This is a genomic window from Anaerotruncus sp. G3(2012) (assembly GCF_000403395.2).
GTDB lineage: Bacteria > Bacillota > Clostridia > Oscillospirales > Ruminococcaceae > Anaerotruncus.
The window spans coordinates 253275-277314 of sequence record NZ_KE159657.1 but is presented as its reverse complement, the minus strand read 5'-3'; the positions used below and the strand labels follow the sequence as shown (position 1 = coordinate 277314).

Sequence of the window (24040 nt, the reverse complement as noted above, 5' to 3'; positions counted from 1 at the left end):
TGGAATGACGAAAATTGTTCAGGAAGATATACAGCGGATTTATGCGGGGCTTTCGGATGCCGAGCGGCGTACCCTTTCCGGAAAAACCGTTCTGGTAACCGGCTATGCAGGCTCTTTGGGCTATCTGCTGATGCAGTTTCTGCGGGCTTATGGGGAATCCCTGGAGATTCCCCGCGTGATCGGGATCGATAATTTCCAGTTTGGCAGGCCCGTCTGGGTGGATGAACTGCGGGCAGACCCCCGTTTCCAGCTGATTGAGGGGGATATTACTGTCTGCGGCCTCTCCCCCGCTGCCGATGCGCAGATCATCCTGCATATGGCGTCACTGGCTTCCCCAGTCTACTACCGGCTGCACCCAATCGAAACGATTGATGCGGATGTGATCGGGCTGCGGCGGCTGCTGGACTTCTACAGGGACCGGGAAATCTACAGCCTGCTGTTTTTTTCTACCAGCGAAATTTATGGGAATCCCGCGCCGGATCAGATCCCCACGCCGGAAACCTATTTCGGCTATGTCAATACGTCCGGCCCCCGCGCTTGTTATGACGAGTCCAAACGGTTTGGCGAAACCCTCTGCTATAACTATCACCATCAATACCAGATGCCGGTCACTGTCATCCGCCCGTTCAACAGCTTCGGACCCGGCCTGCGCACCAACGATCAGCGGGTTGTGGCCGATTTTGCGAGCAATGTCCTCAACAAGGAGGATCTTGTTATCTATAGCGACGGAAAGGTCACGCGGACGTTCTGCTATGCTTCGGATACGGTCACCGGTATGCTGAAATGTGCGCTCTATGGCGCTTATGGGATTTTCAATATCGGTTCGGACCAGGAGGAGCTTTCGGTCGCGGGTCTTGCACAGGTTTATCGTGAGGTAGCGGAAAAACAAACCGGCTACAGCGGTCAGATCTGCTACCGTACCCACAGCGATATCCATTACCTGACCGACAATCCGCAGCGGCGGTGTCCGGACCTCTCCCGCGCCAGAACGCTGCTCCACTACGCTCCGCAGATTGACACCCGCCATGGGGTCGGCCGTTATCTGGAGCATCTTCTGGAAATGGAGGAATCACGCATATGATCTCGGTATTTGGGCTTGGTTTCGTGGGATTGACCACTGCGCTGGGGTTCGCACAGCTGGGATTTCAGGTGTACGGTGTGGAGAAGAGCTTGTCCAGACGACAGATGCTCCGCGAAAAAACAATCCCTTTTGCAGAACCATCCCTGCGGGAACAGCTGGAAACGCATCTTGGAGGACCGTTCCAGCTTGTGGATTCGGTGCAGGAGGCGGTAGAAAACAGTGGGATTGTCTACTATTGCGTAGGAACCCCCTGTGGGCCGGATGGGGCGGCGGATTTGACCGACCTGTTCGCGGCGCTGGACGAGACAATGCAATACAAGCAGGAGGGAGAAAAACTCCTGCTTGTGATCAAATCGACGGTCCCACCTGGAACCGTCGAAAACCGCGTCCTCCCTTATCTGGAAGCACAGGGTTGGAAGAATGGCGTAGATTTTTCCCTCGCCAACAATCCCGAATTCCTGCGCGAAGGGCACTGCTGGGAAGACTTTATCCACGCGGACCGGGTGGTGATCGGCTGCTCGGATGACTGGTCGGAACAAAAGCTCAGGATGCTTTATGAAAAACTGGGCGCTCCCGTATGCGCTGTCTCATGTTCCACCGCCGAATTTATCAAATACCTGTCCAATAGTCTGCTGGCCACGATGATCAGCTATGCAAATGAGATGTCCGAGGTTGCCGAGCGGATCGGTAAGATTGATACTGCCGAGGCTTTCCATATCCTACATATGGACCGGCGCTGGGCAGGTGCAGAGATGGCGTCTTATGTATACCCGGGCTGTGGGTACGGTGGTTACTGCCTGCCCAAAGATACCAAGGCACTCTACGCGCTGGCAAACAGCATCGGGCTGCAGCTGCCGCTTTTGGGGAGTGTGATCCAAACCAACGAGCAGATGCCGGAAGTCATCGCCAAGCGGATCATGCAGCGGGTTTCCCAGGAACAGCAGGTCGGTATTCTGGGACTGTCGTTCAAGCCAGGCTCCAATGATGTCCGGGACTGCACCTCCGCTAAGGTGATCCGGCTGCTTCTGGAGCATGGCTATCGGCGGATCATCGCCTATGATCCCATCGCAATCCCCGAGTTCCAATCCTGTTACCCGCTGGACATCCAGTATTCCGATTCTCTGGATGAAATCTGTGATCGTTCGGACAAACTGGTGATCCTGACCGGCTGGCCGGAATTTAAAGCGGTAAAAGCGGGTACCCCGGATAAGGTGTTAGATTATCGTTATCTTTGATAAGGAGAGGGCAAACTGTATGCGTCAGGCCAAGGCTGTTTTTATGATGGTTGTCTACGATACGCCCGAGAGCTGGCTTCGTCAGGCAATCGAAAGTGTTTTGCATCAGACCTGTCCGGACCTGTACTTCCTGATTCAGGATAATGGTTCCACCGGTCAAACCGCTGAAATCCTGCGGGAATATGCCGGCAGGGATACGCGGATCGTCTTATTCCGCAACGAGGTAAACAATGCGATGACGCCGGAGGAAAACGCAGCTTGGTGGAACCTGGTCTGCCGGTATACCCTTGAGCTGGAAAGCGAATATTTCGCCGTTCTGGATTCGGACGACAGCTATGCGCCGGATTTTCTCGAGGTGATGTACCAGATAGCAACCGAAAAACAGGCGGATCTCGTTGTATGCGGCACCACAATGGTAGATGAATCCGGAGAAAAAACACTGCGGGAACGGCTTCCGCCTGCACTCGCGCTGGAACGCCGGGAGATGTCTGCAAGCCAGTTTGCGCAGGAATACGGCTCCTTTCGTTCGGTATGGGGGAAGCTGTTCCGCGCTTCCCTTCTCTGGGAGTATGGCAATGGATTTGCGCAGGCCGCTTCCCAACAGGTTCGTAACGGTGCGGATACGTTCTGTATCCTGTATCTGATGCGCAAAATCACCCGGTTTGTTTCGGTCCCCAAAAGCTTGCATACCTACCGGATTCGAAACGCTTCGGTCTATCAGGGCACACAGGGTGAGCTGTCTCCCAACCGCGTCCGAGAGGGGGAACAGCTTTTTCTTGCAGCGTGCCAGACTGCTAAATCGTATACTTGCCTAAATTGGGAGGCCATGCATTTTCTGTACGATGTATACCATTATCATATTCACGACCTGCTCGCCTCCCTTCTGGATAATCCCAGCATGTCGCCGGAGAGAAAGGTATCCTATTTTCGTACAGTGCTGGACGCGCCGCTGTTTGCACAGATCGGTGAAACCTCCAACAGGATGGTGTGGCTGGTGGATCAGATGCTCCTGCGGCTGTTGACACCTGCCCCGCCGCTTCCGCTGGAATACTGTTGTTCCCTGCTCCATCGGAAGGACTCCGCCAAGCAGGATATCGGTAAAAGGCAGCTTCTGGAGCTTTTGGACAGGGATGCGTGGGAACAGGCCCGCAGAGTCGAGGCCGCGTTGGTGGTACAGTGCCCACTGGATGAGGAGCTTCTTTATCTGCGCCTGCGCCGAATGGCAGACTGCGGCGAAGATTGGGAAAATGCCCGCTATGCCGCACAGATTGCCCGGCTGCTTTATCCTGAGAATACGGCAATCGGAAAGCTGGCCGAAAGTTTGGAGAGCTGATAACGAAGAAGGAGAAGTTTGAATGGGTAGAAGGAAAAGGCGTATGCAGGACGCAAAACGTCCATTATTGAGCATCTTTGTCTCTGTATATAATCTGGAGAGCTATATTGAACAATGTCTGGACAGCATTTTGCAGCAACCGTTTCAGGACTATGAAATTTTACTGTTCGACAACGGGTCGGTCGACCGCAGCATTGAAATCTGCACAGGCTACGCGCAGAGATATCCCGACAAAATCCGTTATTACAAGCTGCCTCTTCCCACTGTGGTTGGCCGTCCCCACCATCTGGCCTGCACAAGAATGCGGGGGCGCTATTTTATGCAGATAGATGGCGATGATTATCTGGCATCCGGCGCCTTACAACAGATTTCAGATGCTATTCTGAAACATCGGCCGGATATTGTAACCGGCTCTTTCGTTTCCGATGTTGAGCCGAATGCAATTAATAGAAATGATGCCATATTTGAACCTGAAAAAATTAATGATGTCCCTTATGAAGATGCTGTTGCATATCTATCTGAGCTTCCTCAATTTCATATTGCACCTTGGCGCTATATTTTAAAAAGACATATTATTCCTAAATTTGCAACCGGTAAAAGTCGGCTTCATCGAAAAAAAAGAATCAATAAAAAGAGGCAGATTCTTCGCAACAAAAACGACATCCCGCTATACTGTAAAAAACGTTATAATTGGAACCTAAGTGTACATGGAGAAGCCAAACTGATTGTCACCATTTTTGAAAGCGGCCAAAGTATCTACTTTCTGGAAAAACCTTTCTATGTTTACCGGCAAAGAACCGGCAGTATTTCCGCCCTTCCCCTCTCTATGCTTTCGGGAAATCTCCTGGCCGGGGCCAGGCTTCTTACGATCCTGTGGATTGTGAAATGGAACCGATGGGAAAAACACTCTGCATTTCGGAACAAAATATGTATTGAATTTATGGAGCTGTATCGCCAACTCTGTTTTTTAAATACCAGCTATGAAGAGAGCCAAATGGCTGAAGTGATTCGGGCTTACAAGAAGTCTCTGCAACATCTCAAAAATTGTGACACTACCGAATTGCATGCACTCTACGAACAAATCCAGTTGCTTGGAGCGGAACGTGGCCTGGCCTCTTACAGAGAGCAGCAAACGGAAAAACTAATGGTAGGTTGCAAAGGATTTTGCGGAAAGTCTGTCTATGTTTTTCCCACAGGATTTTGTGGGGAAGCGACAGCCGAACTTCTGGCTATCCAAGGTATTTCCGTCACCGGATTTTTGGATAATGATCCTTCTAAAGATGGAATTACTATTCGCGATAAGACATGCTGTATTCCTCAAAAATTGCGGGGATACACTGACAAAGAAAAAAAGAACACTGCGGTTATAATCGCAACCTCTTATCCGAAGCTTTCTCCTGCTCTACGAGACCAGCTTGTAGGAATAGGAATCCCTGAGGAAAATATTTATATACGTTAACAGAATGGATGCTGCGGAGGAACAATATGAAGGCAAAAATGACTGTGATTATCCTTACCTATAACCGGGCAGAGATGTTAAACCGGGCAGTGGACAGTGTTCTTGCCCAGAGCTTTCAGGAATATGAGCTGCTGCTGATTAACAATGGCTCTACCGACAATACCTCCTCCATCTGCAATGCCTATGCGGAAAAAAACAATTCGGTCCGGGTGTCCACATTGCCTGTCAATCAGGGAATTTCCGCAGCCAGAAACTTTGCCCTGGACCAGGTGCGGACAGAGTTCTGCATTTTCATTGATGATGACGATTTTATCGAACCGGATATGCTCGCACATCTTTATGGCATGGTGCAGGATTTTCAGGCCGATATTGCGATCACAGGCTGTGTAGACGAATATCCGGATGGACGGATTGTTCCCAAATATCAGTATGACGAGCGCTATATTCTGAATCGGGAAGAAGGCGTTTCAGAGTTTTTAAAACGGGAAAAATTCCACACTTCCCCTGGCACAAAACTATTCCGTTACCGCCTGTTTGATGGCATCCGCTTTCCGAAAGGCGTGCTGATCGACGACATTCATACCATCTATAAATTGTTTGTCGCAGCCAGCCGGACGGTTGTGCAGGGGATACCGGACTATCATTATTGTAAACATGTCGGAAATGCTACTGGTTTTCTTTCCGGATCACTTTTGCGTCCGGAAGTTTTGGAAGATTATCTCAATATGCAGGAAGAGCGGATCGCCTACATCTCCGAAAAGCTGCCATCTCTGACGGAACAGACGGTCTACGCAAAATATTCCTATCTGATTTCGATGGTCGAGCGGATCGAAAAGGGGGAAGCGGAACGCTGTGAAGCGTATCTAATCAGAATGAAGAACACCCTGCGGGAGAATGCGGACCGTTTTCTGCAAATGAAATGGGTCACCGAACGCGAGCGCAGGTTAATGGCACAATATGTTTTGCATTAGGAGGAAGCCATATGCCGAAACTTATCCAGTTTGATGGGACAAATTTATACTGTGATGGTGTTCCTGCCAACACCCCTGATGAAATCATTTCTCACTATTATAAAAACAACCTGAAAGACAGGCCCCTCATTATTTATGGCGCAGGGGAACTAGGAAACTGGTATTTCAAGGAGATGAAACGGCTCCAAATTCCGATTGCAGCGGTTTGTGATACCCATAAGGCGGGGGAGTCCCTTCCCAATGGAATGGGAAAGATACAGTCTCTTTCTGAAGCGCTGGAAAAATATCCTTCTGCTTTTATCATCATCGCTTCCTTTTCTTTTTATGATGAGATAAAATCATCTATCCTATCCGATCTGCCAGAAGAGCGGATTTTTTCTCTTCATGATCTTCTGTTGACTTATCGGCCCATGAGCGTCGGAAGTGCATATCGGAATTATCTGATCGAGCATCTGGACGCATTTAACTGGTTGGCAGATAATCTGGCGGATGATTTATCCCGTAAAACATTTCGTGAAGTCATCCTAGGAAGAATCAACGGGGATATCACCTGTTTTCGTCGGATCACACAACCTGATGAGTATTTTCCAAGTGATCTTATCCAACTTCAAAAAGATGAGGTATTTGTAGATGTTGGCAGTTATAATGGGGATACCATCCAAGTTTTTCTGGAAAAATCAAATAGGAACTTTAAAAAAATATTTGGATTCGAACCGAATAAGGAACAATTCGATCAAATTCATAAAATCCACGCAGATCTGGTTGCACAAGGCCGTCTTGTTCTTTTTCAAAAATGCCTTTGGAATTGTGCGGAAACCCTTTATTTAGTAGAAAATGGAGCTGGGTCTTATCTAACCACTGAAACAGATCAAAAGGACTTTGTTGTGGAGGCCACTGCTTTGGATGACTGTATCCTGGAACCGGTCAGCTTCATTAAAATGGATATCGAAGGTTCTGAATTAAAAGCATTGGAAGGCTCCAAAAATCTAATCTGCAAATACCGTCCTGTACTGGCGATCTGCGTCTATCACAAAAAAGAGGATTTTGTAGAAATCCCTCATTATATTCATAATCTGGGATTAGAGTATCGATACTATTTGAGACATCACAGCGACTATGTGGATCAAACTGTATTTTATGCGGTTCCCATCGAGCGGCTCAAACACATCTAAAAGGAGGCTATTTTATGCGTTCACCAAGTGAGATGCGCATTATTGAAATCGATATTACCAATGCCTGTATCCATCAGTGCTCTAATTGCACGAGATTCTGTGGGCATCATAAGACTCCCTATTTCATGGAATGGGAGATGTTTAAAAAGAGTGTGGACTCCCTTCTCGAATATGGGAGATGCATTGGAATGATGGGTGGAGAACCTACTCTGCATCCGCAGTTTGAACGGTTCGCGCGTTATCTAGCAGAAGTCTATCCTGGACAGCACCATGTCCCCTCCAGTAATCAGCCGCTTCCTGTTTTTTCTAACTACATCCGGGATAAAAACTATCTGCAGCACGAATGCCTGAACCGGCATAAAGGCCCCGGCTTGATGAGTGCTACCAGCAAACGATACTTCCAGCATTTTGATCTGATTCAAAAGCTCTTCAGCTATCAGAGCATCAACGACCACAACAATCCCAGCCTGCACCAACCGGTTCTGGTCAGCAGGAAAGACCTTGGGATTCCCGATGAAAAGTGGTTTCCTATGCGGGATAACTGTTTTTTCCAGAACCAGTGGAGTGCTTCGATCACACCAAAAGGGGCTTTCTTCTGTGAAGTTGCGGGTTCCCTGGATATGCTGTTTAACGGGCCAGGCGGCTGGAAGGTGGAGCCGGGCTGGTGGAAGCGTACCCCGGATGAATTTGGCGACCAGCTGCAATGGTGCGAACTCTGCGGCGGCGCGTTATTCCAGCAGGGCAGGCTGGCGAGTGAGGAGATTGACGACGTCTCCCCTTCCCTTCTGAAAAAGCTGGAGGAGGTCGGCAGTCCCAAGCTCCGACGGGGAGCGGTATCGGTCCTGCAAAATCTTATGGGATACGACGGTCAAGAGATGCCAAATACCCGGCGTCGGTACCTCAGTGACTTTACCAAGCGCGTTTCAGCGTGCAATCAGGCCATCTATCCCGACGGGATTTCCACGATTCTGCCTGCCCTAGACTGTGCGTTCGGCGCGCAGATGAACCAGGCGCTTGCACAGGCCGAAACGGGCTGGGTGTATCTGCCTGAAGCCCCGGAATCCCACCTGGATGAACAGATGGCGGAGCGTCTGAAACAGGTGGTTTTGAATCCGGAAGTGCTTTACCGGATTGACAAAGAAGGCGAATCCGGCTGGCTGTTCCATCGGCGGGCCAAAGCGCTCCGTCAGGCAGGCTTTGACGGAATCGCCCACTGTGTTTCCAGGGAGGCATTCCTTGCTTTTTGGCCGGAGGAACAGGGCTGTGTGCTTGCCAGTGCGTTTGACCAGTTCCAGAATCCGGACTTAGAGGTCTGGGCCGCATATGCACAAAGCACCGCAGCCGAACATCAGGATGAGATCGAACGATGCCTGAAAAAAATTCGGAGTGATTATCAATGAAGAAAGCGATCGATCGGGACTTTTACAAAGGAAAACGGTTCTTTGTCACTGGGCATACCGGCTTTAAGGGAAGCTGGATGTGCAAGGCTTTACAGATGCTGGGGGCGCAGGTCTGCGGATACGCGCTGGAGCCGCCCACAGAACCCAGTCTGTTCCGAATGTTGGAACCCGGTGCAAATATGGAATCCATCATCGGGGATATCCGGGACAGCACCTCCCTCAAGCAGGCTATGCTGCGGTTCTCCCCTGACTTGGTGATCCATATGGCTGCCCAACCGATCGTACGGGAGGGGTATCGAAATCCGGCCTATACGTATGAAACCAATGTGATGGGTACCGTCCATCTCCTGGAGGCTGTGAGGGAATGCCCGTCGGTGCGGTCATTTTTAAATGTGACCACCGACAAGGTTTATCTGAACCGGGAATGGGAGTGGGGGTATCGCGAAGAGGATACGCTGGATGGATACGACCCCTACTCTAACAGCAAAAGCTGTTCGGAACTGGTAACTGCTGCCTACCGCCGTTCCTTTTTCTCCGGGGAGGGATGTCCCGCGATCTCGACCGCCCGCGCTGGCAATGTGATCGGCGGCGGGGACTTCACCACCGACCGCATCCTTCCAGACTGCTTTCGGGCGGCTTCACAGAAAAGTCCTGTGTCTGTGCGGAATCCCCATTCCTGCCGGCCTTACCAGCATGTACTGGAACCCGTCTTTGCCTATCTGCTGATTGCGCAGGAGCAGTACCGCGATAAAAAACGGTTTGAAGGCTGCTATAATGTCGGCCCCAATCTGGAAGACTGCATGGAGACCGGAGACCTCGTGGACCTGTTCTGTGCCTTATGGGGAGATGGCCTGCACTGGAAATCCCAGCAGGACAGCAACGAGCCTCACGAAGCTAACTTTTTGCAGCTCGACCACTCCCGTATCTCATCCGTTTTTGGCTGGCAGCCCAGGTGGGACATCTCACAGGCCATGCGCAAAACCGTAGAATGGTACCGTGTGTACCTGAATGGCGCCCCTGTGGAGCCGCTAATGGAACAACAAATTCGAGAATATATGGAAATTTGAGTATGAAAAAAGCGATTATAACAGGTGCCAGCGGGTTTCTTGGCGGATGGCTCCTACAAGAACTGTCTGCCAGAGGTGTCCAGACAATCGCTGTCCTGCGGGAGGAAAAAAGCTGCGAATGGGTAAAAACGCATACACCCGGCACCCAGACCCTCATCTGCCCGCAGGAGCAGATCCAGACGCTGCCGGACCTGCTGCCAGACTGTGATGCGGATGTCCTTTTCCACCTCGCATGGGAAGGTTCCACAGGGGCAGAACGTGCAGACACCACCCTGCAACTGAAAAATGTACAACATACACTCGATACAGCCAAAGCCGCCGCCAGCTTGGGATGCAGACGGTTTGTGGGGGCGGGCACGCTGGCCGAGCTGGACTGCAACAGTTATATCCCGCTGGATGGCTCTTCCCCCAACCCAGTAAGCTGTTATGGTACCGCGAAGATCACCGCACACTACATGAGCAAAGCCGTCTGTGGGCAGCTAGGGATCGACCATCTCTGGGCCTGTATTTCCAATACTTATGGCGCCGGAAATAAGACACAGAATTTTGTCAATTTTGCGGTCCAGACGATGCTGTCCGGAAAACCGGCCAATTTTACCAGTGGGGAGCAGATGTACGACTTTGTACATGCCTCCGATGTGGCACATGCACTCTTCTGTATTGGGGAATCCGGACAGAAAAACCATACTTACTATATCGGAAGCACAAAACCCGACCAACTCAAACGGTTCATCGTAAAAATCCGGGACGCCGTAGACCCTTCCATCCCGCTGCATCTCGGGGCAGTCCCGTTCAACGGCGTCAGCCTGCCTGCATCGGTGTTCGACTGTTCGAGCCTGTGCAGGGATACCGGGTACAAGCCGCGCGTACCCTTTGAAACAGGCATCCGTGAGGCTGTTGGCTGGCTCAGGAAACAGAAAGAGGAGGGGAACTTTTGACCCGCAAGTTTTCGTTTACAACCACCGAGATTCCGGGTTTGACTCTGATACAGGCGTTCTGCGCGGAGGATGAGCGTGGATACTTCCTGAAAGACTACTCCCGCGAACTCTTCGAGCAGAATGGGATTTCCCACGACCTTCAGGAAGTCTTCTATACCCGCTCACACAAAGGCGTCATTCGTGCACTGCATTTCCAGCGTGAAAAGCAGCAGCCTAAATTGGTCCGGTGCATCGTTGGCAGGATTTACGATGTTGTTGTTGACCTGCGCATGGATTCCCCCATGTTCCAGAAATGGCTCGCGTTCGAGCTGGACGGGGAAACCCATCAGGAACTGCTGATCCCGGCGGGCTGTGCGCATGGATATCTGGTCCTGGAACCGTCCATCGTTTCCTATAAATGCTCCGAACGTTTTTATGCGGAGTACGATGACGGAATCCGCTGGAACGATCCCGAAATCGGGGTGGAATGGCCGCTGGAACGAGTCGGGAATCGGATTATCCTGTCTGAAAAGGACCAGAATTTACAGTCCTTCCGACAGTTTGCAGAACGCTATGGCGGTTTTCCATCGAACTGAAAACCGGTCCGCATCTGTAGACGGTTTCTTCACCTGCAAAAAATCCCTGATGGGATCAGAAAAGCCACTCGTTAAACGAGTGGCTTTCTTTTTCTGCCAAAACCGTCAACGCAGGAAGCCGGGCAGTTCTGTGCGATCGGAAAATCCCATTCCGAACGCCTTTTCCCGCAAAGCGGTATAAAGTTCCGCGTAGCTTGCCTCGATGTACGGCTGCAAAAAGATCCATCCGACACAGCAGCTCAACAGTGCAAGCAGATACCATCCAACAAACGAGAGGTCGAGCAGGAGCATCTTCCACTTTTCCCCGTGTGTCATATCGCGGCTCAGTTCAAACACCCGCTGCTGCGGAAGATCAGGGCGTTCGGAGAGGATATAAGGAACCATACGGTATTCATAATGCTTGATGATCGGGAGAATCGAACAGAGTATTCCGATCGCTGCAACCGGCAGGGCTGACAAAAAGACAGAATATGCGGCCACTGCTCCAAACAGGAACTCCATCACAAACAGAATCAGACAGATGACAACCAGCAGCGACTCCTCCACCAGGAGGACAGCCACGCCCAGCCCCAGCAGGGGACCCATATTCATCCACGAACTGCCATCCATCATCACCAGAAGAAACGATATGATAACCCCCGGAAGCCGGTTGAGAACCCTCCAGAGGAAGAGTTTGAGATCCCGCATAAAAAGAGTCAGGATAACATTTTTATACCGCTGCCCTCCGCCGGTAAAGGCAAAAAAGAGTTTTTCGAAGATGCTCGGCGCTTCCCGGCTTTCGAGAAAATAACGGTTCCTCCCCATCTCAACCGGGTTGCCCAAAAGGACCTTTGCCGCGAGAGAGAACAGTACCCCGATGGCCCCTGCCCCCAGAACCGCAGACCAGAATACCGGGTTGTAAAGGAGCTCTCCGTCCAAGTCCAGACTGCCGGAAACCCCTCTTGAGGTCCCCCCGGCAATACCGCCTACCAGGTTTCCCACCAGGCAGACGAGCAGCGCCATCCAGTAATACCGTCTCAGTCTGGATTTCGCTTCAGATTTGATCAATGCACGATTCCACATAGAAATCCCCCCTTATCTATATGATACCACAGAATAGCGGAAGATGACAGACCCACAAAGCGTTTTATTTCTTCGCAGCCCTCTTGAATGGACTGCCCCTCCCCCATCGCTGTACGGAACAGGTTCTACATGCGGTGGTCAGATCGGGCGGGTCGCTTCTCTGAGCCAATGCTGTTCCTCCTCGGTCAAGAACGGGCCGATCTGTTCGTATACCCGCTTGTGATAGGCGTTAAGCTGTTCACGCCCACGGGCGTCGAGCAGGGATGGATCGACCGCGTCCAGGTCGATCGGTGCGAGGGTCAGCGTCTCAAACCGCAGGAATCCATCTGTCTCCGCTTCGCGGCATGCAAGCTGATTTTCGAGCCGCACCCCAAACCGGCCGGGCAGATAGACTCCCGGCTCATCCGACACCACCATGCCAGGTGCGAAAGGGGCGGTATCGTTGCGGGCAGTGATCCGCCAGTTGAATCCAATCGGCGGTTCATGCACACAGAGCAGGGAACCGATCCCATGCCCAGTACCATGCCCATAGTCCAGTCCATTGGACCAGAGCGGGCCGCGTGCGAGCACATCCAGATGCCGTCCGCACACCCCAATCGGGAAAACCGCTGCCGAAAGGTTGAGCATCCCCTGTAGGACGAGGGTAAAGCACCGTTTCTGCTCGGCAGTGGCGGAACCGATCACGACAGTACGGGTCAAATCGGTGGTGCCTTCGAGATATTGTCCGCCTGAGTCAAGCAGCAGCAGTCCATCCGGCTCGACCGGTACATCGCTTTCGGGCGTCACATGGTAATGGACGATCGCCCCATGCGCTCCAAATCCGCTGATCGTGATAAAGCTCGGCCCCAGGCAGCCCTCCTGCCCGAGACGCAGCGTGTCGAGCTTCTCCGCAATCTGTGCTTCGGTGGGGTGCCCGCCCTCCATACCGGTTTTCAGCCAGCAGAGCAGCTTGGTCACCGCGACCCCGTCTTTTTGGTGGGCTTGCCGCAGATGTTCCAGCTGGACCGCGTTTTTGACCGATTTTCGCAGAATCGACGGGTTTTCCCCTTCGATGATCTGTGCCTTTGCCGCCTCGAGCCGCAGATAAAATGCGTAGCCGACCCGCTCCGGCATCAGCAGGACCCGTTTCCCCGAAAGCACCTGCTCCACCGTTTCCTGCGCTGCCTCATAGGGCAGGACTTCAACACCCAGCCGGTCGAGATGCGCCCGCACCTGTGCATCCAGCTTCGCAGGGTCGATAAAGAGCAGCGCGCGGTCGGGCAGTACTGCCAGATAAGCGAGCGCAACCGGGTTATAGGCGATGTCTCCCCCGCGCAGATTGAGCAGCCATGCAATGTCGTCCAAGGTCGCGATAAGGTGCGCGTCCGCGCGGGCAGCAACCTGCTCCCGCAGCCATGCGAGCTTTTTTTCCGCCGGCTCTCCGGCGTACCGCTCGGACAGCACCCAGACTGGCGCATTGGGCAGCGGCGGACGGTCTTTCCAAAGTTCCCCTGCGAGGTCGCGGTCGAGGAACCGCGCCTGCCCGCCGAGCGAATCGAGCAGTTCAAGCGCCTGCCGCGCGGTGAGGGTCCTCCCATCCCCGGCGAGCAGGCCGTCCGCCGGCATCCCCTCTTTCAGGTAATCCGCAACCGTCGGACTGTCCGAATGTCCGGTGTGGAACAGGGTGATCCCGCTTCCCGACAACTCCTGCTTTGCCTGCAAAAAATAACCCTCATCGGTCCAGAGCGCCGCCCGGTCAGGCAGTACCACAAGCGTTGCGGTTGTGCCGGTGAACCCAGTCAAAAAGCGCACCGTCTTAAACGCCTCACCGATGTATTCCGATGCGTGAAAATCTGAATTTGGGGCGATATACGCATCCACGCCACAGGATTCCATCTGTGCGCGCAGCGCCGCAAGCAACCGGTCTGACATAAAAATCCCTCCAAAAACAGCCGCCGGGGCGCATCTGCACACCCGGCGGCCAAACAGTTTTTTGAACCTTTTTTACTGTGCCGCCTCTCCCGCCGGGGAAGCACCTGCCGCAGCGTTCGCTTCGAGTCTGGGTTTGACGACCTTTTTCCACGCATGCATCGCGAGGGACATCGCAATAACGCCATACGAGACAAACACGCGGAAATATTCACCGATCATCGCGTTGCCGAACAGCTCTTTACCAGCCAGCGGCGCAACGATGAAGAGGGTGTGGAACAGGATAACGCCGATAATCGCCTGTTTATTGGTGGCCTTCTGTACCGAAGCGCCGCCAACCACCAGAGACGCGATCGCAAACTGTCCGACTTGGGTATGTGCGCCATAGGTAGAGAAGGTACCGACGTTCTGGAGGAAGATCAGCTGGCCCCAGCTCGCTAGGACGGTCGAAAAGATCATCGCAATAATGCGGGTCCGGTCAACATTGATGCCCGCAGCATTTGCCACAACGCGGCTCTGTCCTACTGTACGCATATTCTGCCCGAGCCGGGTTTTCATCAGCGCAGTGTTGAAGAAACAGAGTGCGGCAATGCAGAGATAGGTCAGCACCGGAAGCTGCACATAGACCAGCACATTATAGATCGCGGGCACATAGGTCAGCGCATAGAGCAGCGCTGCCGCGATGCAGGCCGCGATTGCGCGGTTGCGGGGCCAGTCGGTTTTACGCATCTTGCAGAGCGCAAACTTTACAGCCTGCCAGATGAGCGTCCCGAAACAGGCCAGCTCCACTGCATTGAGCAGGCGCAGACGGTCGGACGAGAGGAACCGCTCGACAGCCGGGATGAAGGTCAACGCATAGACCACCACCAGTCCAACCAGCGAGACCGCTGTCCGTTTCCAGTTGACCTCCTGTTTTTTGGCCAGCTTGACGACCGCCGAAATGACCGTCACAGCAACCGCAATATAGAACCCGAATTCGATGATGGTCAGCATCGGGACCGTATCCAGCGAGTACTTGATCGTGTCCTTGAGGTCGATCGTATTCTTGACGCCGACCCCAGTGGAAATCATCAGCTTGGGATTGTCAATCGGGATCACGCCGCCGAGAATGAAGAGGAAGAAGAGCTGGTAAAGGCCGTCGGTAAAGTAGCCAAGTACGAGGCCGCCGATCATCTCCGCGCCCTTCATGTTGTTGAACAGCTTACCCACGAGGTAGCCAAAAAAGACTGCCAGAGGGGTGGAGAGCAACGCAGTCAGCAAAAAGCCGCTGACACCCGTGAACCCCCAATGGGTGGTAAAGAAGATCGCGATCTGTGCCGCCATCGCGCCGATGACAATACCAAAGTTGAGTCCCAACCCCGCAAGAACCGGGATAATCAGCGCGAGCACAAGGAAGCTGTTGCGTGCAATACGGGTGAACAGCTCGCTCACAACAAAGTTCATCGACTGCCCGGAAGCAATGGTGCCGCCAATACAGAGGAATACGAACAGGACAACAACCTTGTTTTCGAACAGGAACGTGGTAATTTTGTTTTTAGTCACGGCTCTCACCTCCAGTCTGGGCCAGCGCATAGATGATGATTCCGTTCGAGATAATCAACCGCATGACCTCCGAGAGGTTTCCCTCGGGGATAAACAGGTTGATGACCGGAAGTCCCAGCGCCATAATGCCCTGATAGAGGAAAGTACCGATCAGAACATGCGAAATCTTTGCGCGGGTCGCAGATGCGCCGCCGATCAGCACCGCCGCAACCGAGGTAAAGCCCATCATCATCGGGCCGTTATACAGCTGCATGAATCCGAACCCCTGTGCATAGACGAGGATTCCCACCGCGGCAATCACTGTGGAAAGGGTGGTCCCGATCAACCGCATCCGGTTGACATTGATGCCCGAAGCCTGTGCAAACATCGGGTTTGCACCCGCCGCGCTCATCGCCGCCCCTGTTTTGGAACGCATAAACAGCCAAACCAGCAGGCACATCAGGAAAAAGAAGAGCAGCAGCCCAGTGGGAATTTCGACCTTGCCGAACGGCAGATTGATCGAAAATTTCAAGGTATTGTTCATGACTCCACTATAGGAGGACGCGAGCGAGATGGTGTTGCGCAGACCTTCGCCCGCATTGGGGAAGATCAGCTCCCCGCTTTTGAACGGCAGTATCGTCCACGCGATGTTCATAAAGGCGATGATCGAGAAGCCAACATAGGTGGTAACCGTCATCTCCGAGCCTTTGACCCGGTTGAGCAGCAATCCATAGAGCCAGCCGATGCCAGTGGAAAGGACAACGCCGATCACGATAGCGATCAGGACCGCGACCCACATGGCAAAGAGCGGATGGACGGCCACAAGGGAAGGCATCTCAGCAATCTTCCACTCAATGACAATCAGGCCGCCGAGCAGGCCGCCGACAATACCCATCGAGATACCGAAGTTCAGGCCGATGCCGCACTGGACCGCCGGCACCATCGCGAGCGCAAGCACCCCATACATACCCCAGCGGCGGATGATGTCGCTCACAATCTGCATCAGATCCATGCCAAATCCGCTGGCTGTGAACAACAGCAGCAGGAAAAATCCGCCAATGATGATACGGGGCAATCCGACCTGCCGCACAACCCCTTTGACATTGTCACGCATGCGCTCCGCCCCCTTTCTTCTTGTATGCGCCGGACATCGCAAGCCCATATTCCGCATCCGAGTCATCCGGTTTGAGGATGCAGGCGAGTTTGCCGTCCGAGATAATCGCGATCCGGTCGCTGATCGAACGCAGCTCGACCAGCTCGGATGAGACGATGATGACCGTCATCCCTTCCTCCCGGTTGAGTTTAACCAGATATTCGAGCACCAGCTTTTTCGCGCCGATGTCGATACCGCGGGTCGGCTCCGAGACAAACAGCACATCCGGGCCGAGGGTAAGCGCCCGCGCAAGGCAGACCTTCTGCTGATTTCCGCCCGAAAGCCGTCCCGCCGCCTGCTTGATGCCGGTGCAGCGGATGTCCAGGCGCTTGACCATCTCTTCCGACCATTCGTGCGCCTGTTTGCTGTCATAGAGACGGAACCAGCCGTATTTTTTCAGGAATTTGTTGTTGACCTGCATCGCAGAAAAGACGATATTCTGCTCAATGCTCTCCTCCAGCAGAAGGCCGACACCGCGCCGGTCCTCCGAGACAAACGCCACCCGGTGGTTGAGCGCCTCTCCCAGCCGCTTGAGGTTGAGGGTTTCCCCGAAAATCTGTACTTCTCCTTCGGCCGGATAAAGCCCCATGATCCCGTTGGGGATACCCAGTTTACCCTGACCGGCCAGCCCGCCGATCCCGAAAATCTCGCCTTTGCGGATGTCGAGGTCAACCCCTTTGACCGCTTCTCCCGGCATTGCGACCTGGAAGTTGCGCAGCCGCACCGCGAGGTCATCCTCCTTGATCGTGCGGCTGTCCTCGAGGGTATCGTCAACCAGCTTTTCTACCTTGCGTCCGATCATGAGTTCCGCAATCTCGACCACACTGCTGCCCGCAATCTCTTTGCGCGCAACGAACTCTCCATCCCGCAGGATGGTCATGCTGTCGGCAACCTCCATGACCTCGTCCAGACGGTGGGTGATGAAGATAATCGCGATCCCCTGCGAAGCGATTGTGCGCATCGCATCAAGCAGCCGCGCGGCTTCGCTTTCAGTGAGCACAGCGGTCGGCTCGTCGAACACAAGCAGCTGGATACCGGTCTTGTCGATCTCGCGGGCAATCTCGATAAACTGCATGTAACCGACCGGCATTCCCTTAACAAGGCTGTTTTCATCCACCTTGAGGCCGATCGTCTTGAGCGCCTTGCGGGCGTCCCGCGCCATCATGTCGAAATCGAGCAGCTCCATCGAACGGCCTGCCAGCCGGCTGAGGAGGGTGGGATGGCTGATCTCGCGCCCCACCTTGATATTCTCTGTGACGGTAAACCCAGGGATCAACATAAATTCCTGATGCACCATACCGATGCCCAGTTCCATCGCCTTGAGCGGCGTGTCGATCGTAACCTTCTCACCGTTCACCTCAACGCTTCCCTCGAACCCTCCGGTCCCATGAATGACCGGCATACCGAACAGGATGTTCATTAAGGTGGATTTTCCAGCACCATTTTCCCCCATCAGCGCATGAATCTCGCCAGGATGCACGCTCAGGTTGACTCCTTTAAGGACTCGGTTGCCGGAATATTCTTTGACTATGTTCTCCATTTTCAGGATGTAACGGGTAGGGTCCAATCCTATACCCCCTTTATGATATCAGAAAAAACTGTTTTGTTCGTAGCCCGACAGCCGGAAACATCCCGGCAGCCCGTCCTAAAAAGCGTTCCCCTCGCATGGACAGGTATGCAAATGGGAAACAAAAACAAACACAGCTCCGCCGGCATGCCGGAAGCAAGCCAACGGAGCTGCACACTTGTTTTCAGCGGGTTGCAGCCCGCATTGTTGCTGGATTAGAAGTTGACGAAGTCTGCAGTAACCAGATAGTGGTTCTTAACGGCAGCGCCATTCTCCTCGTGGTTGACAAGGGTCATCTCCATGCCCTCGGTGAACTCATTCGCGCACTCCTGAATGGTTTCGCGCAGGACAGCGTCATCAAGGACAACGCCATTGGTCTTGCCCTCAAGGACCTTCTTAGCGTACTCAACGCCGGCGGAGATGAAGAGCATGTTGCAGGGAACGCCCCAAGTGGAAACACGGCCCTGCATACCAGCCTCATTAGTTTTGGCCTGGAGCTGCTCCATCATGTAGCTGACATCCGCCTCATGGCCGGACATGTCGATATTCAGGGCAGCCGGGAATGCATGGAACGGGGACGGGCAGCACTGCAGGGTGTAGATCGCGCCTTCCTCAAAGACCTTACGGATCAGAGGCTCCTGCATACCGCAGTTGGTAGTGAAGAACACGGTGTCTTTGCCGTATTTCTCGATCTGGCGCGGAACATCCTCAAGGATGAACTGCTGTGCACCGGTGATACCGGAGTCGCCGGTCGGGTCGGGAGCGGTCACGTCAACCAGCTCGATGCCGTTCTCAGCGCAGTATTTTTTGAGGTTCTCGTGACGCGCAACGATCAGGGCATAGCTCATGTGGCGCGGGAACGAGTAGTGGATCATGGTCTTTGCGCCCTGCTTTGCAGCCTGGGGCGGGATGGTGATGCCGCAGCCCGGCTCGTCAACCTGCAGAACGATGTCCGCTTTCGGGTCGATAACGCCGGGGTCCTCGCCAGGGGTACCCGCAATGAAGATCATGTCCGGGCGGGTCTCACGCACCTTGTCGATCGCCGCAGAAGTACCGGGGATCGCCTGACACCAGACAATCGCTTTGACATCCGGGTCGGAAGCCATTGCGACCGCGTTGGAGATAACCGTCTCGGTCTCCTTGTCAAAGTTGTCGGGATAGGTCGAGGTAACGATCATATCACCGTATTTTTCTTTCATCTTGTTCGCCTGGGTGATCTCTTCATCGCCCTGCGAAGCAGTGCCAGTGATGATACCGATCTTGAAGTTTTCCGCCGGAGCTGCCGGAGCCTCACTGCCCGAGGACTCTGCCGGAGCTTCGCTAGAAGCCGCGGGCGCTGCCGGAGCGGAAGAGGACGCCGCCGGCTCAGAACCACGGCATCCTGCTGCACTAATCGTCATCAACGCAGCGAGTGCGAGACACATCAGTCTTCTTTTCATTCGTTTTATTCCTCCTTAATGCTTTTTGTGCGTATGCACTTATTTCAAACGCAAACCCTTTTCCCATAACAGGCTCGCGCAGAAACCATCCACAATCAGGTCTTGGTGAGCATCTCAACCACAAGGCTGGCGGTACGCTCCAAGTCGCTGACCGCAATCAGCTCACTCGTACTGTGCGCATTGGTCATGCCGGTTCCGACGTTCACCGCGTCGATCCCATTGGCAAACAGCCAGGTGGCATCGCAGCCGCCGTAGGTGCTTTTGCAGAACGGTTCGGCACCCAGCCTGCGGTAAACCTCAAACAGGTCGGTCACCAGTTTGCAGTCCTCCGGCACATAAAGTACGTCCGAATGACGGTCGAGCGAAAGCGTATATTGTGTACCGAACTTTTCACAGGCATCTTTGACCGCCTGTTCGGTCTCACGCAGATGCTTTTGAAGCGTTTCCTCTTCAAACGAGCGGATCTCCATATCAAAGGATGCCTGCGCGGGCACAACATTGGTTTTGCCCGGCGCGAGGAAGTTCGCCACATTCATCACGGTCAGCTCATCCACATGCCCGCAGGGAATGTGTGAAACCGCCTCAGCCGCAGCCTTGAGCGCATGAATTCCCTGTTCAGGGGCGACGCCCGCATGGGCGCTCTTGCCTTGGAAAGCAATATGCAAAACCACATTGGCTGGCGAACGGTTGACGACCGCACCGTTTGCGCTTGAGTCGAAAACAATCGCCTGTTTGCTGTGGAAAAGGCTGTAATCGGCATATTTCGCGCCGAGCAGACCCAGCTCCTCGCAGATCGAGAAGAGCACCTCAACCGGCCGATGAGCCAGCCCGCCTTCATGAAGCGTCTCGAGCGCTTCGAGGATGGCGGCAACACCAGACTTGTCATCCGCACCGAGGATCGTGTCGCCCGACGAACGGATTACCCCGTCTTCGATCACCGGGCGGATTCCCACACCAGGGGATACGGTATCGAGATGGGCGGAAAGAAGCAGCGGTTCCCCATCGCCGGGCAAAAACGCATAAAGGTTAAAACCATTGGAGCCGCATTTTTCTCCAACCTCCCCGCGTTTGACCTCAAGGCCAAGCGCAGACAGCTCCTGCTCGATCAGCTCGCAGAAACTGCGTTCGCTGCCGGATTCACTGGGACAGTTAATATAGCGTAAAAAGCGGTCGAGTAAGCGCTGTTTGTTCATGAGACGGTTCCTTCTCTCCCGGAAAAATTTGTTACATTCTGTTCACTGTTTGTTTATGATGAGTTATTTTATCACATCAAAGCGATGTTGTCTATCTCCATTTTCTGAAAAAGAGAACTTCCAACAAAATCTTCACTAATATTTCTCACATATTTCTCTCCAGAGCGTACTCTATAAAAGAACAATTTTGCCAATTATGTATTTGTTAGAAGGAACAAACCGTCATATTCCACAAATAATTTGGGTTTATAATATGCGATGGCAAAAAAATCCGCTTTTTCGGGAAAATGCAGGGATTTCCGGTCCTCCAGCAGGGCTAGCGTTTTTTTCGAGTCAGCTCAAAGCTGAGGTGCAGAAGGTCGAAAACCTGATCCTCAGGAAGGGAACCGTCCAGCAAAATCGTGATCCAGTTGGCTTTGTTCATATGGTAGGCCGGCCGGAACCCACGCTCATGCAACAGCGAGCCGATCAGGATCGGATCACATTTGACATCCAGAATATCCACCATACCTTCTCCCTCCAGACCAACTTTACATCTGGGAACCTCCAAAACCAGTGCATACCACTTCGCATTGTCTCGGTGCCTCAAAACGGCGTCCCGAGGGAATTTCATCCAGAGATATTCCGGCTGATCCCCGAACGCCTCCTCCGCATGGTTCAGAACCGCATCTCGGTCCGGACTTCTAAAATCCATCCTGCATCCCTCCTGTTTTTCATCATTTTATCGGATCGGCTCCAAAATGTCCAGCATAACGCCGCAGCCATACCACCAAATTTTCTCTGTATAGAAAGGAAACTCTTGACCATGTAATAGGATCGGAGTATAATGCAAGATGGACTTTTTTACGATCATACAATAGGATAAACATCCTCTAAAAGTCAGGATTTTATGATTCTTTCATTCATAAATTATACGCAACGCAGGAGAGGAGAACCGCAATGAAACAGTTTTTTGGGAGCAGCCAGCGCGGAGACTTGAAAGAGGCCGTCCGGGGGCTGCAAAATCCACAGCTGATTCTGTTGATGTCCAATCAAGAGCAGTTCGAAACACATGTACAGGAACTGGAAAGACTCTATCCCCGTGTCCCAAGCATCGGATGCATTGGCATGAGCTATGATACCAAAGTCGTGGAAAAGGGTGTCGGCGTGGTTGCCTTCTGCGAAGGTGTAAGCGCTGTAGCCAATGTGCTGGAGCAGGTGTCCACCATGCCGGTGAAATACATTGAACGGCTGCAGCGGGATGTCAGAATGGTAAGCGCGTCGCAAAAGGACACTATCTGCCTGGATTTCTGCTCAGGGAACGACGCTTGTGTGCTGACTACTATTTATACCGTCCTGAAGCCCCTGCACATTTCCTTGGTAGGTGGGACCGGAGATGGCGGAAAGGTTTCGGCAAACGGCCAGATCTACGAAGACGCGGTTGCTTATGCGCTGGTCAGGAACAACCATGGGAAGATAAAAGCCTATAAAGAGAACATCTACCACCAGATGGGCAACTACCGGTTCATTGCCTCCGCAACCGACAAGTCCAAATACATAATCGGGGCATTGAACGGACAGCCCGCGAAGCAGGTCTACCAGCGGATTCTCCACGTGAGCGAACAGGAAATCCTGACACAGACATTCAAAAACCCGTTTGGGAAGCTCAATGGGGGCGATACCTGCATCGTTTCCATCAAAGAGGTCAATGGCAGCGCATTGGCCTGTTTCCGGCAGGTGAATGATTCGGATGTTCTTGCCCTGCTGGAGCTGGGAGATTACCGGGCCATTGTAAAAGACACCATCCGCGCGATCCGTCAGGACTTCTCCAGAATATCGGCTGTCTTTTCGATCAACTGTTTGTTCCGTTACAAGCTGTTCAGCGAGGATAACTATATGCAGGAATACCTGAAGGAGATGGGTACGCTGGGCAGCCATGCCGGACTCGTGGGGTATGGGGAACATTTTAACAACCAGTTTATAAACCAGTCGATGTCTTGCGTTGTATTTGAGTGAAGGGGGAAGAGAGATGCTCTTTCTGAAAAAAAGCCCGGGGCAGAAACCGCCGCGCAAACAGGCGCGGGCAGAGAAAAATTTATATCCGCTGATCCATGTAACCAACAGTTTGAAAGACTATCAGCAGGAACTTGCCAAAAAGGAAGTGGATTCCCTCCGTGAGTTGGGGCTGATCAGCAGCTCCTTTAACAGCGTTTTGGGGGAAACTGAAAATTTCCAGTCCAGGCTGGAGGATTTCGGGAATCATTTTGCGAGTATCAGCCAGGTTTCGGATGAATTCACAACTGTAAAAACAGAGATTTCCGAGTCGGTGCTTCAGGCGCAGACAGAGGTGGAAGATCTGAAAAATGTCTCTCAGCAGGTGGAAACCCATTTCGGCGAGATGGGCAGCACCTTCTCCGATCTGCAGCGGGACATGGAAAAGATCAAACAGTGCATGAGCAAAATCATCTCCATTGCTGATCAGACCAATATTCTTGCCATCAACGCATCCATCGAGGCGGCCCGGGCAGGGGAACAGGGGAAGGGATTTGCGGTCGTTGCCACAGAGGTAAAAAAGCTGGCGGACGAAATCAAAGGCCTGGTCGCAGAGGTGGATTCGAGTGTCAAAGCGGTGGAGCATGGTACTGACCGGCTGAACGACAGCATCGTCACTTCGCAGCAGACGCTGGGCGAGAGCGTGGAAAAAGTCCGGGAGACATCCGAAATGTTCGATCGGATTATCAAAGCGGCGGATGGCGCTGCTTTTGTCCAGAGCGAAATTTCCGGTGTAATTGAAAAATCCCAGACATCCCTCTCGGCTGTCCGCAGCTTCTTTGAACGGATCAAGGATCGGTATCAGGAGGTCATGAAGCATATCGAGCGGGCCAGCACCCTGGGCACGACCAAAAGCGCCATGTTTGAGGATATTGACAATATGATTTCGCAGATCCCTCCCATCGTAGAGGAATAGCGGAAGCCTGAAAAAACAG

At 53.0% G+C, this 24040-nt stretch carries 20 protein-coding genes; 12 read left to right on the top strand and 8 right to left on the bottom strand.

The window, feature by feature from the left end; translation table 11 throughout:
* The first annotated feature begins 4 nt into the window (after positions 1 to 4).
* Genes C814_RS07235 through rfbC form a run of 10 tightly spaced genes read left to right on the top strand, consistent with a single transcriptional unit; the run spans position 5 to position 11231 of the window.
* Complete coding sequence (locus C814_RS07235; protein WP_016314977.1) at positions 5 to 1081, top strand: NAD-dependent epimerase/dehydratase family protein; 1077 nt, start codon at positions 5 to 7, stop codon at positions 1079 to 1081.
* Positions 1078 to 2316 (top strand): UDP-glucose dehydrogenase family protein, encoded by a 1239-nt coding sequence (locus C814_RS07230; protein WP_016314976.1) that lies wholly within the window; start codon positions 1078 to 1080, stop codon positions 2314 to 2316. Before C814_RS07235 ends, C814_RS07230 begins: the two co-directional genes overlap by 4 nt.
* Before the next feature lie 19 nt (positions 2317 to 2335).
* On the top strand, positions 2336 to 3649 hold the full coding sequence (locus C814_RS07225; RefSeq protein ID WP_016314975.1) for a glycosyltransferase: 1314 nt from the start codon (positions 2336 to 2338) through the stop codon (positions 3647 to 3649).
* A gap of 43 nt (positions 3650 to 3692) precedes the next feature.
* A complete protein-coding gene (locus tag C814_RS07220; RefSeq protein ID WP_161910027.1) occupies positions 3693 to 5108 on the top strand; it encodes a glycosyltransferase family 2 protein in 1416 nt (471 codons plus the stop codon).
* A gap of 26 nt (positions 5109 to 5134) precedes the next feature.
* A complete protein-coding gene (locus C814_RS07215) occupies positions 5135 to 6079 on the top strand; it encodes a glycosyltransferase family 2 protein (RefSeq protein WP_016314973.1) in 945 nt (314 codons plus the stop codon).
* Between the two features lie 11 nt (positions 6080 to 6090).
* On the top strand, positions 6091 to 7251 hold the full coding sequence (locus C814_RS07210) for an FkbM family methyltransferase (RefSeq protein ID WP_016314972.1): 1161 nt from the start codon (positions 6091 to 6093) through the stop codon (positions 7249 to 7251).
* 14 nt (positions 7252 to 7265) lie between these two features.
* Positions 7266 to 8651, top strand: a complete 1386-nt coding sequence (locus tag C814_RS22005) for a radical SAM protein (protein WP_016314971.1) — start codon at positions 7266 to 7268, stop codon at positions 8649 to 8651.
* Positions 8648 to 9718 carry a CDP-glucose 4,6-dehydratase gene (gene rfbG, locus C814_RS07205; RefSeq protein WP_016314970.1) on the top strand — a complete coding sequence of 357 codons (1071 nt, stop codon included), beginning with the start codon at positions 8648 to 8650 and terminating at the stop codon, positions 9716 to 9718. Before C814_RS22005 ends, rfbG begins: the two co-directional genes overlap by 4 nt.
* A gap of 2 nt (positions 9719 to 9720) precedes the next feature.
* Entirely contained in the window at positions 9721 to 10656 is a 936-nt protein-coding gene (locus C814_RS07200; RefSeq protein ID WP_016314969.1) for an NAD-dependent epimerase/dehydratase family protein, read from the top strand.
* The gene (rfbC, locus tag C814_RS07195; RefSeq protein WP_016314968.1) at positions 10653 to 11231 is read left to right on the top strand and encodes a dTDP-4-dehydrorhamnose 3,5-epimerase; all 579 of its coding nucleotides are present in this window, start codon (positions 10653 to 10655) and stop codon (positions 11229 to 11231) included. The genes C814_RS07200 and rfbC overlap by 4 nt, the downstream gene beginning before the upstream one ends.
* A gap of 105 nt (positions 11232 to 11336) precedes the next feature.
* On the opposite strand, the gene C814_RS22000 is transcribed toward rfbC, so the two are convergent.
* The 8 genes from C814_RS22000 to C814_RS07155 all read right to left on the bottom strand — a co-directional run bounded on the left by C814_RS22000 (position 11337) and on the right by C814_RS07155 (position 21768).
* Positions 11337 to 12293 carry a DUF975 family protein gene (locus C814_RS22000; RefSeq protein ID WP_016314967.1) on the bottom strand — a complete coding sequence of 319 codons (957 nt, stop codon included), beginning with the start codon at positions 12291 to 12293 and terminating at the stop codon, positions 11337 to 11339.
* Positions 12294 to 12431: 138 nt separating this feature from the next.
* Positions 12432 to 14204 carry an aminopeptidase P family protein gene (locus C814_RS07185; RefSeq protein ID WP_016314966.1) on the bottom strand — a complete coding sequence of 591 codons (1773 nt, stop codon included), beginning with the start codon at positions 14202 to 14204 and terminating at the stop codon, positions 12432 to 12434.
* Between the two features lie 72 nt (positions 14205 to 14276).
* Positions 14277 to 15743 carry an ABC transporter permease subunit gene (locus C814_RS07180; protein ID WP_016314965.1) on the bottom strand — a complete coding sequence of 489 codons (1467 nt, stop codon included), beginning with the start codon at positions 15741 to 15743 and terminating at the stop codon, positions 14277 to 14279.
* A complete protein-coding gene (locus tag C814_RS07175) occupies positions 15736 to 16836 on the bottom strand; it encodes an ABC transporter permease subunit (RefSeq protein ID WP_016314964.1) in 1101 nt (366 codons plus the stop codon). Before C814_RS07175 ends, C814_RS07180 begins: the two co-directional genes overlap by 8 nt.
* Positions 16829 to 18442 (bottom strand): sugar ABC transporter ATP-binding protein, encoded by a 1614-nt coding sequence (locus C814_RS07170; RefSeq protein WP_016314963.1) that lies wholly within the window; start codon positions 18440 to 18442, stop codon positions 16829 to 16831. Before C814_RS07170 ends, C814_RS07175 begins: the two co-directional genes overlap by 8 nt.
* Positions 18443 to 18657: 215 nt before the next feature.
* Positions 18658 to 19881: a DUF3798 domain-containing protein gene (locus tag C814_RS07165; protein ID WP_016314962.1), complete on the bottom strand. Its 1224-nt coding sequence runs from the start codon at positions 19879 to 19881 to the stop codon at positions 18658 to 18660.
* Between the two features lie 95 nt (positions 19882 to 19976).
* A complete protein-coding gene (locus C814_RS07160) occupies positions 19977 to 21074 on the bottom strand; it encodes a M20/M25/M40 family metallo-hydrolase (RefSeq protein ID WP_016314961.1) in 1098 nt (365 codons plus the stop codon).
* 316 nt (positions 21075 to 21390) lie between these two features.
* Positions 21391 to 21768: an MmcQ/YjbR family DNA-binding protein gene (locus C814_RS07155; RefSeq protein ID WP_016314960.1), complete on the bottom strand. Its 378-nt coding sequence runs from the start codon at positions 21766 to 21768 to the stop codon at positions 21391 to 21393.
* Between the two features lie 245 nt (positions 21769 to 22013).
* Here C814_RS07155 and C814_RS07150 point away from each other — a divergent pair, with 245 nt between their 5' ends.
* Both C814_RS07150 and C814_RS07145 read left to right on the top strand, forming a co-directional pair.
* Complete coding sequence (locus C814_RS07150) at positions 22014 to 23069, top strand: FIST N-terminal domain-containing protein (protein ID WP_016314959.1); 1056 nt, start codon at positions 22014 to 22016, stop codon at positions 23067 to 23069.
* A gap of 13 nt (positions 23070 to 23082) precedes the next feature.
* Positions 23083 to 24021, top strand: a complete 939-nt coding sequence (locus tag C814_RS07145; protein WP_016314958.1) for a methyl-accepting chemotaxis protein — start codon at positions 23083 to 23085, stop codon at positions 24019 to 24021.
* Positions 24022 to 24040 lie beyond the last annotated feature (19 nt).

What these genes read in the sequence shown, in the direction of transcription:
- C814_RS22000 (WP_016314967.1), bottom strand. Translation starts at nt 12,293, where the DNA reads ATGTGGAATCGTGCATTGATCAAATCTGAAGCGAAATCCAGACTGAGA.
- C814_RS07235 (WP_016314977.1), top strand. Translation starts at nt 5, where the DNA reads ATGACGAAAATTGTTCAGGAAGATATACAGCGGATTTATGCGGGGCTT.
- C814_RS07225 (WP_016314975.1), top strand. Translation starts at nt 2,336, where the DNA reads ATGCGTCAGGCCAAGGCTGTTTTTATGATGGTTGTCTACGATACGCCC.
- C814_RS07165 (WP_016314962.1), bottom strand. Translation starts at nt 19,881, where the DNA reads ATGAAAAGAAGACTGATGTGTCTCGCACTCGCTGCGTTGATGACGATT.
- C814_RS22005 (WP_016314971.1), top strand. Translation starts at nt 7,266, where the DNA reads ATGCGTTCACCAAGTGAGATGCGCATTATTGAAATCGATATTACCAAT.
- C814_RS07155 (WP_016314960.1), bottom strand. Translation starts at nt 21,768, where the DNA reads ATGGATTTTAGAAGTCCGGACCGAGATGCGGTTCTGAACCATGCGGAG.
- rfbG (WP_016314970.1), top strand. Translation starts at nt 8,648, where the DNA reads ATGAAGAAAGCGATCGATCGGGACTTTTACAAAGGAAAACGGTTCTTT.
- C814_RS07160 (WP_016314961.1), bottom strand. Translation starts at nt 21,074, where the DNA reads ATGAACAAACAGCGCTTACTCGACCGCTTTTTACGCTATATTAACTGT.
- C814_RS07210 (WP_016314972.1), top strand. Translation starts at nt 6,091, where the DNA reads ATGCCGAAACTTATCCAGTTTGATGGGACAAATTTATACTGTGATGGT.
- C814_RS07230 (WP_016314976.1), top strand. Translation starts at nt 1,078, where the DNA reads ATGATCTCGGTATTTGGGCTTGGTTTCGTGGGATTGACCACTGCGCTG.
- C814_RS07185 (WP_016314966.1), bottom strand. Translation starts at nt 14,204, where the DNA reads ATGTCAGACCGGTTGCTTGCGGCGCTGCGCGCACAGATGGAATCCTGT.
- C814_RS07145 (WP_016314958.1), top strand. Translation starts at nt 23,083, where the DNA reads ATGCTCTTTCTGAAAAAAAGCCCGGGGCAGAAACCGCCGCGCAAACAG.
- C814_RS07220 (WP_161910027.1), top strand. Translation starts at nt 3,693, where the DNA reads ATGCAGGACGCAAAACGTCCATTATTGAGCATCTTTGTCTCTGTATAT.
- C814_RS07200 (WP_016314969.1), top strand. Translation starts at nt 9,721, where the DNA reads ATGAAAAAAGCGATTATAACAGGTGCCAGCGGGTTTCTTGGCGGATGG.
- C814_RS07175 (WP_016314964.1), bottom strand. Translation starts at nt 16,836, where the DNA reads ATGCGTGACAATGTCAAAGGGGTTGTGCGGCAGGTCGGATTGCCCCGT.
- C814_RS07150 (WP_016314959.1), top strand. Translation starts at nt 22,014, where the DNA reads ATGAAACAGTTTTTTGGGAGCAGCCAGCGCGGAGACTTGAAAGAGGCC.
- C814_RS07215 (WP_016314973.1), top strand. Translation starts at nt 5,135, where the DNA reads ATGAAGGCAAAAATGACTGTGATTATCCTTACCTATAACCGGGCAGAG.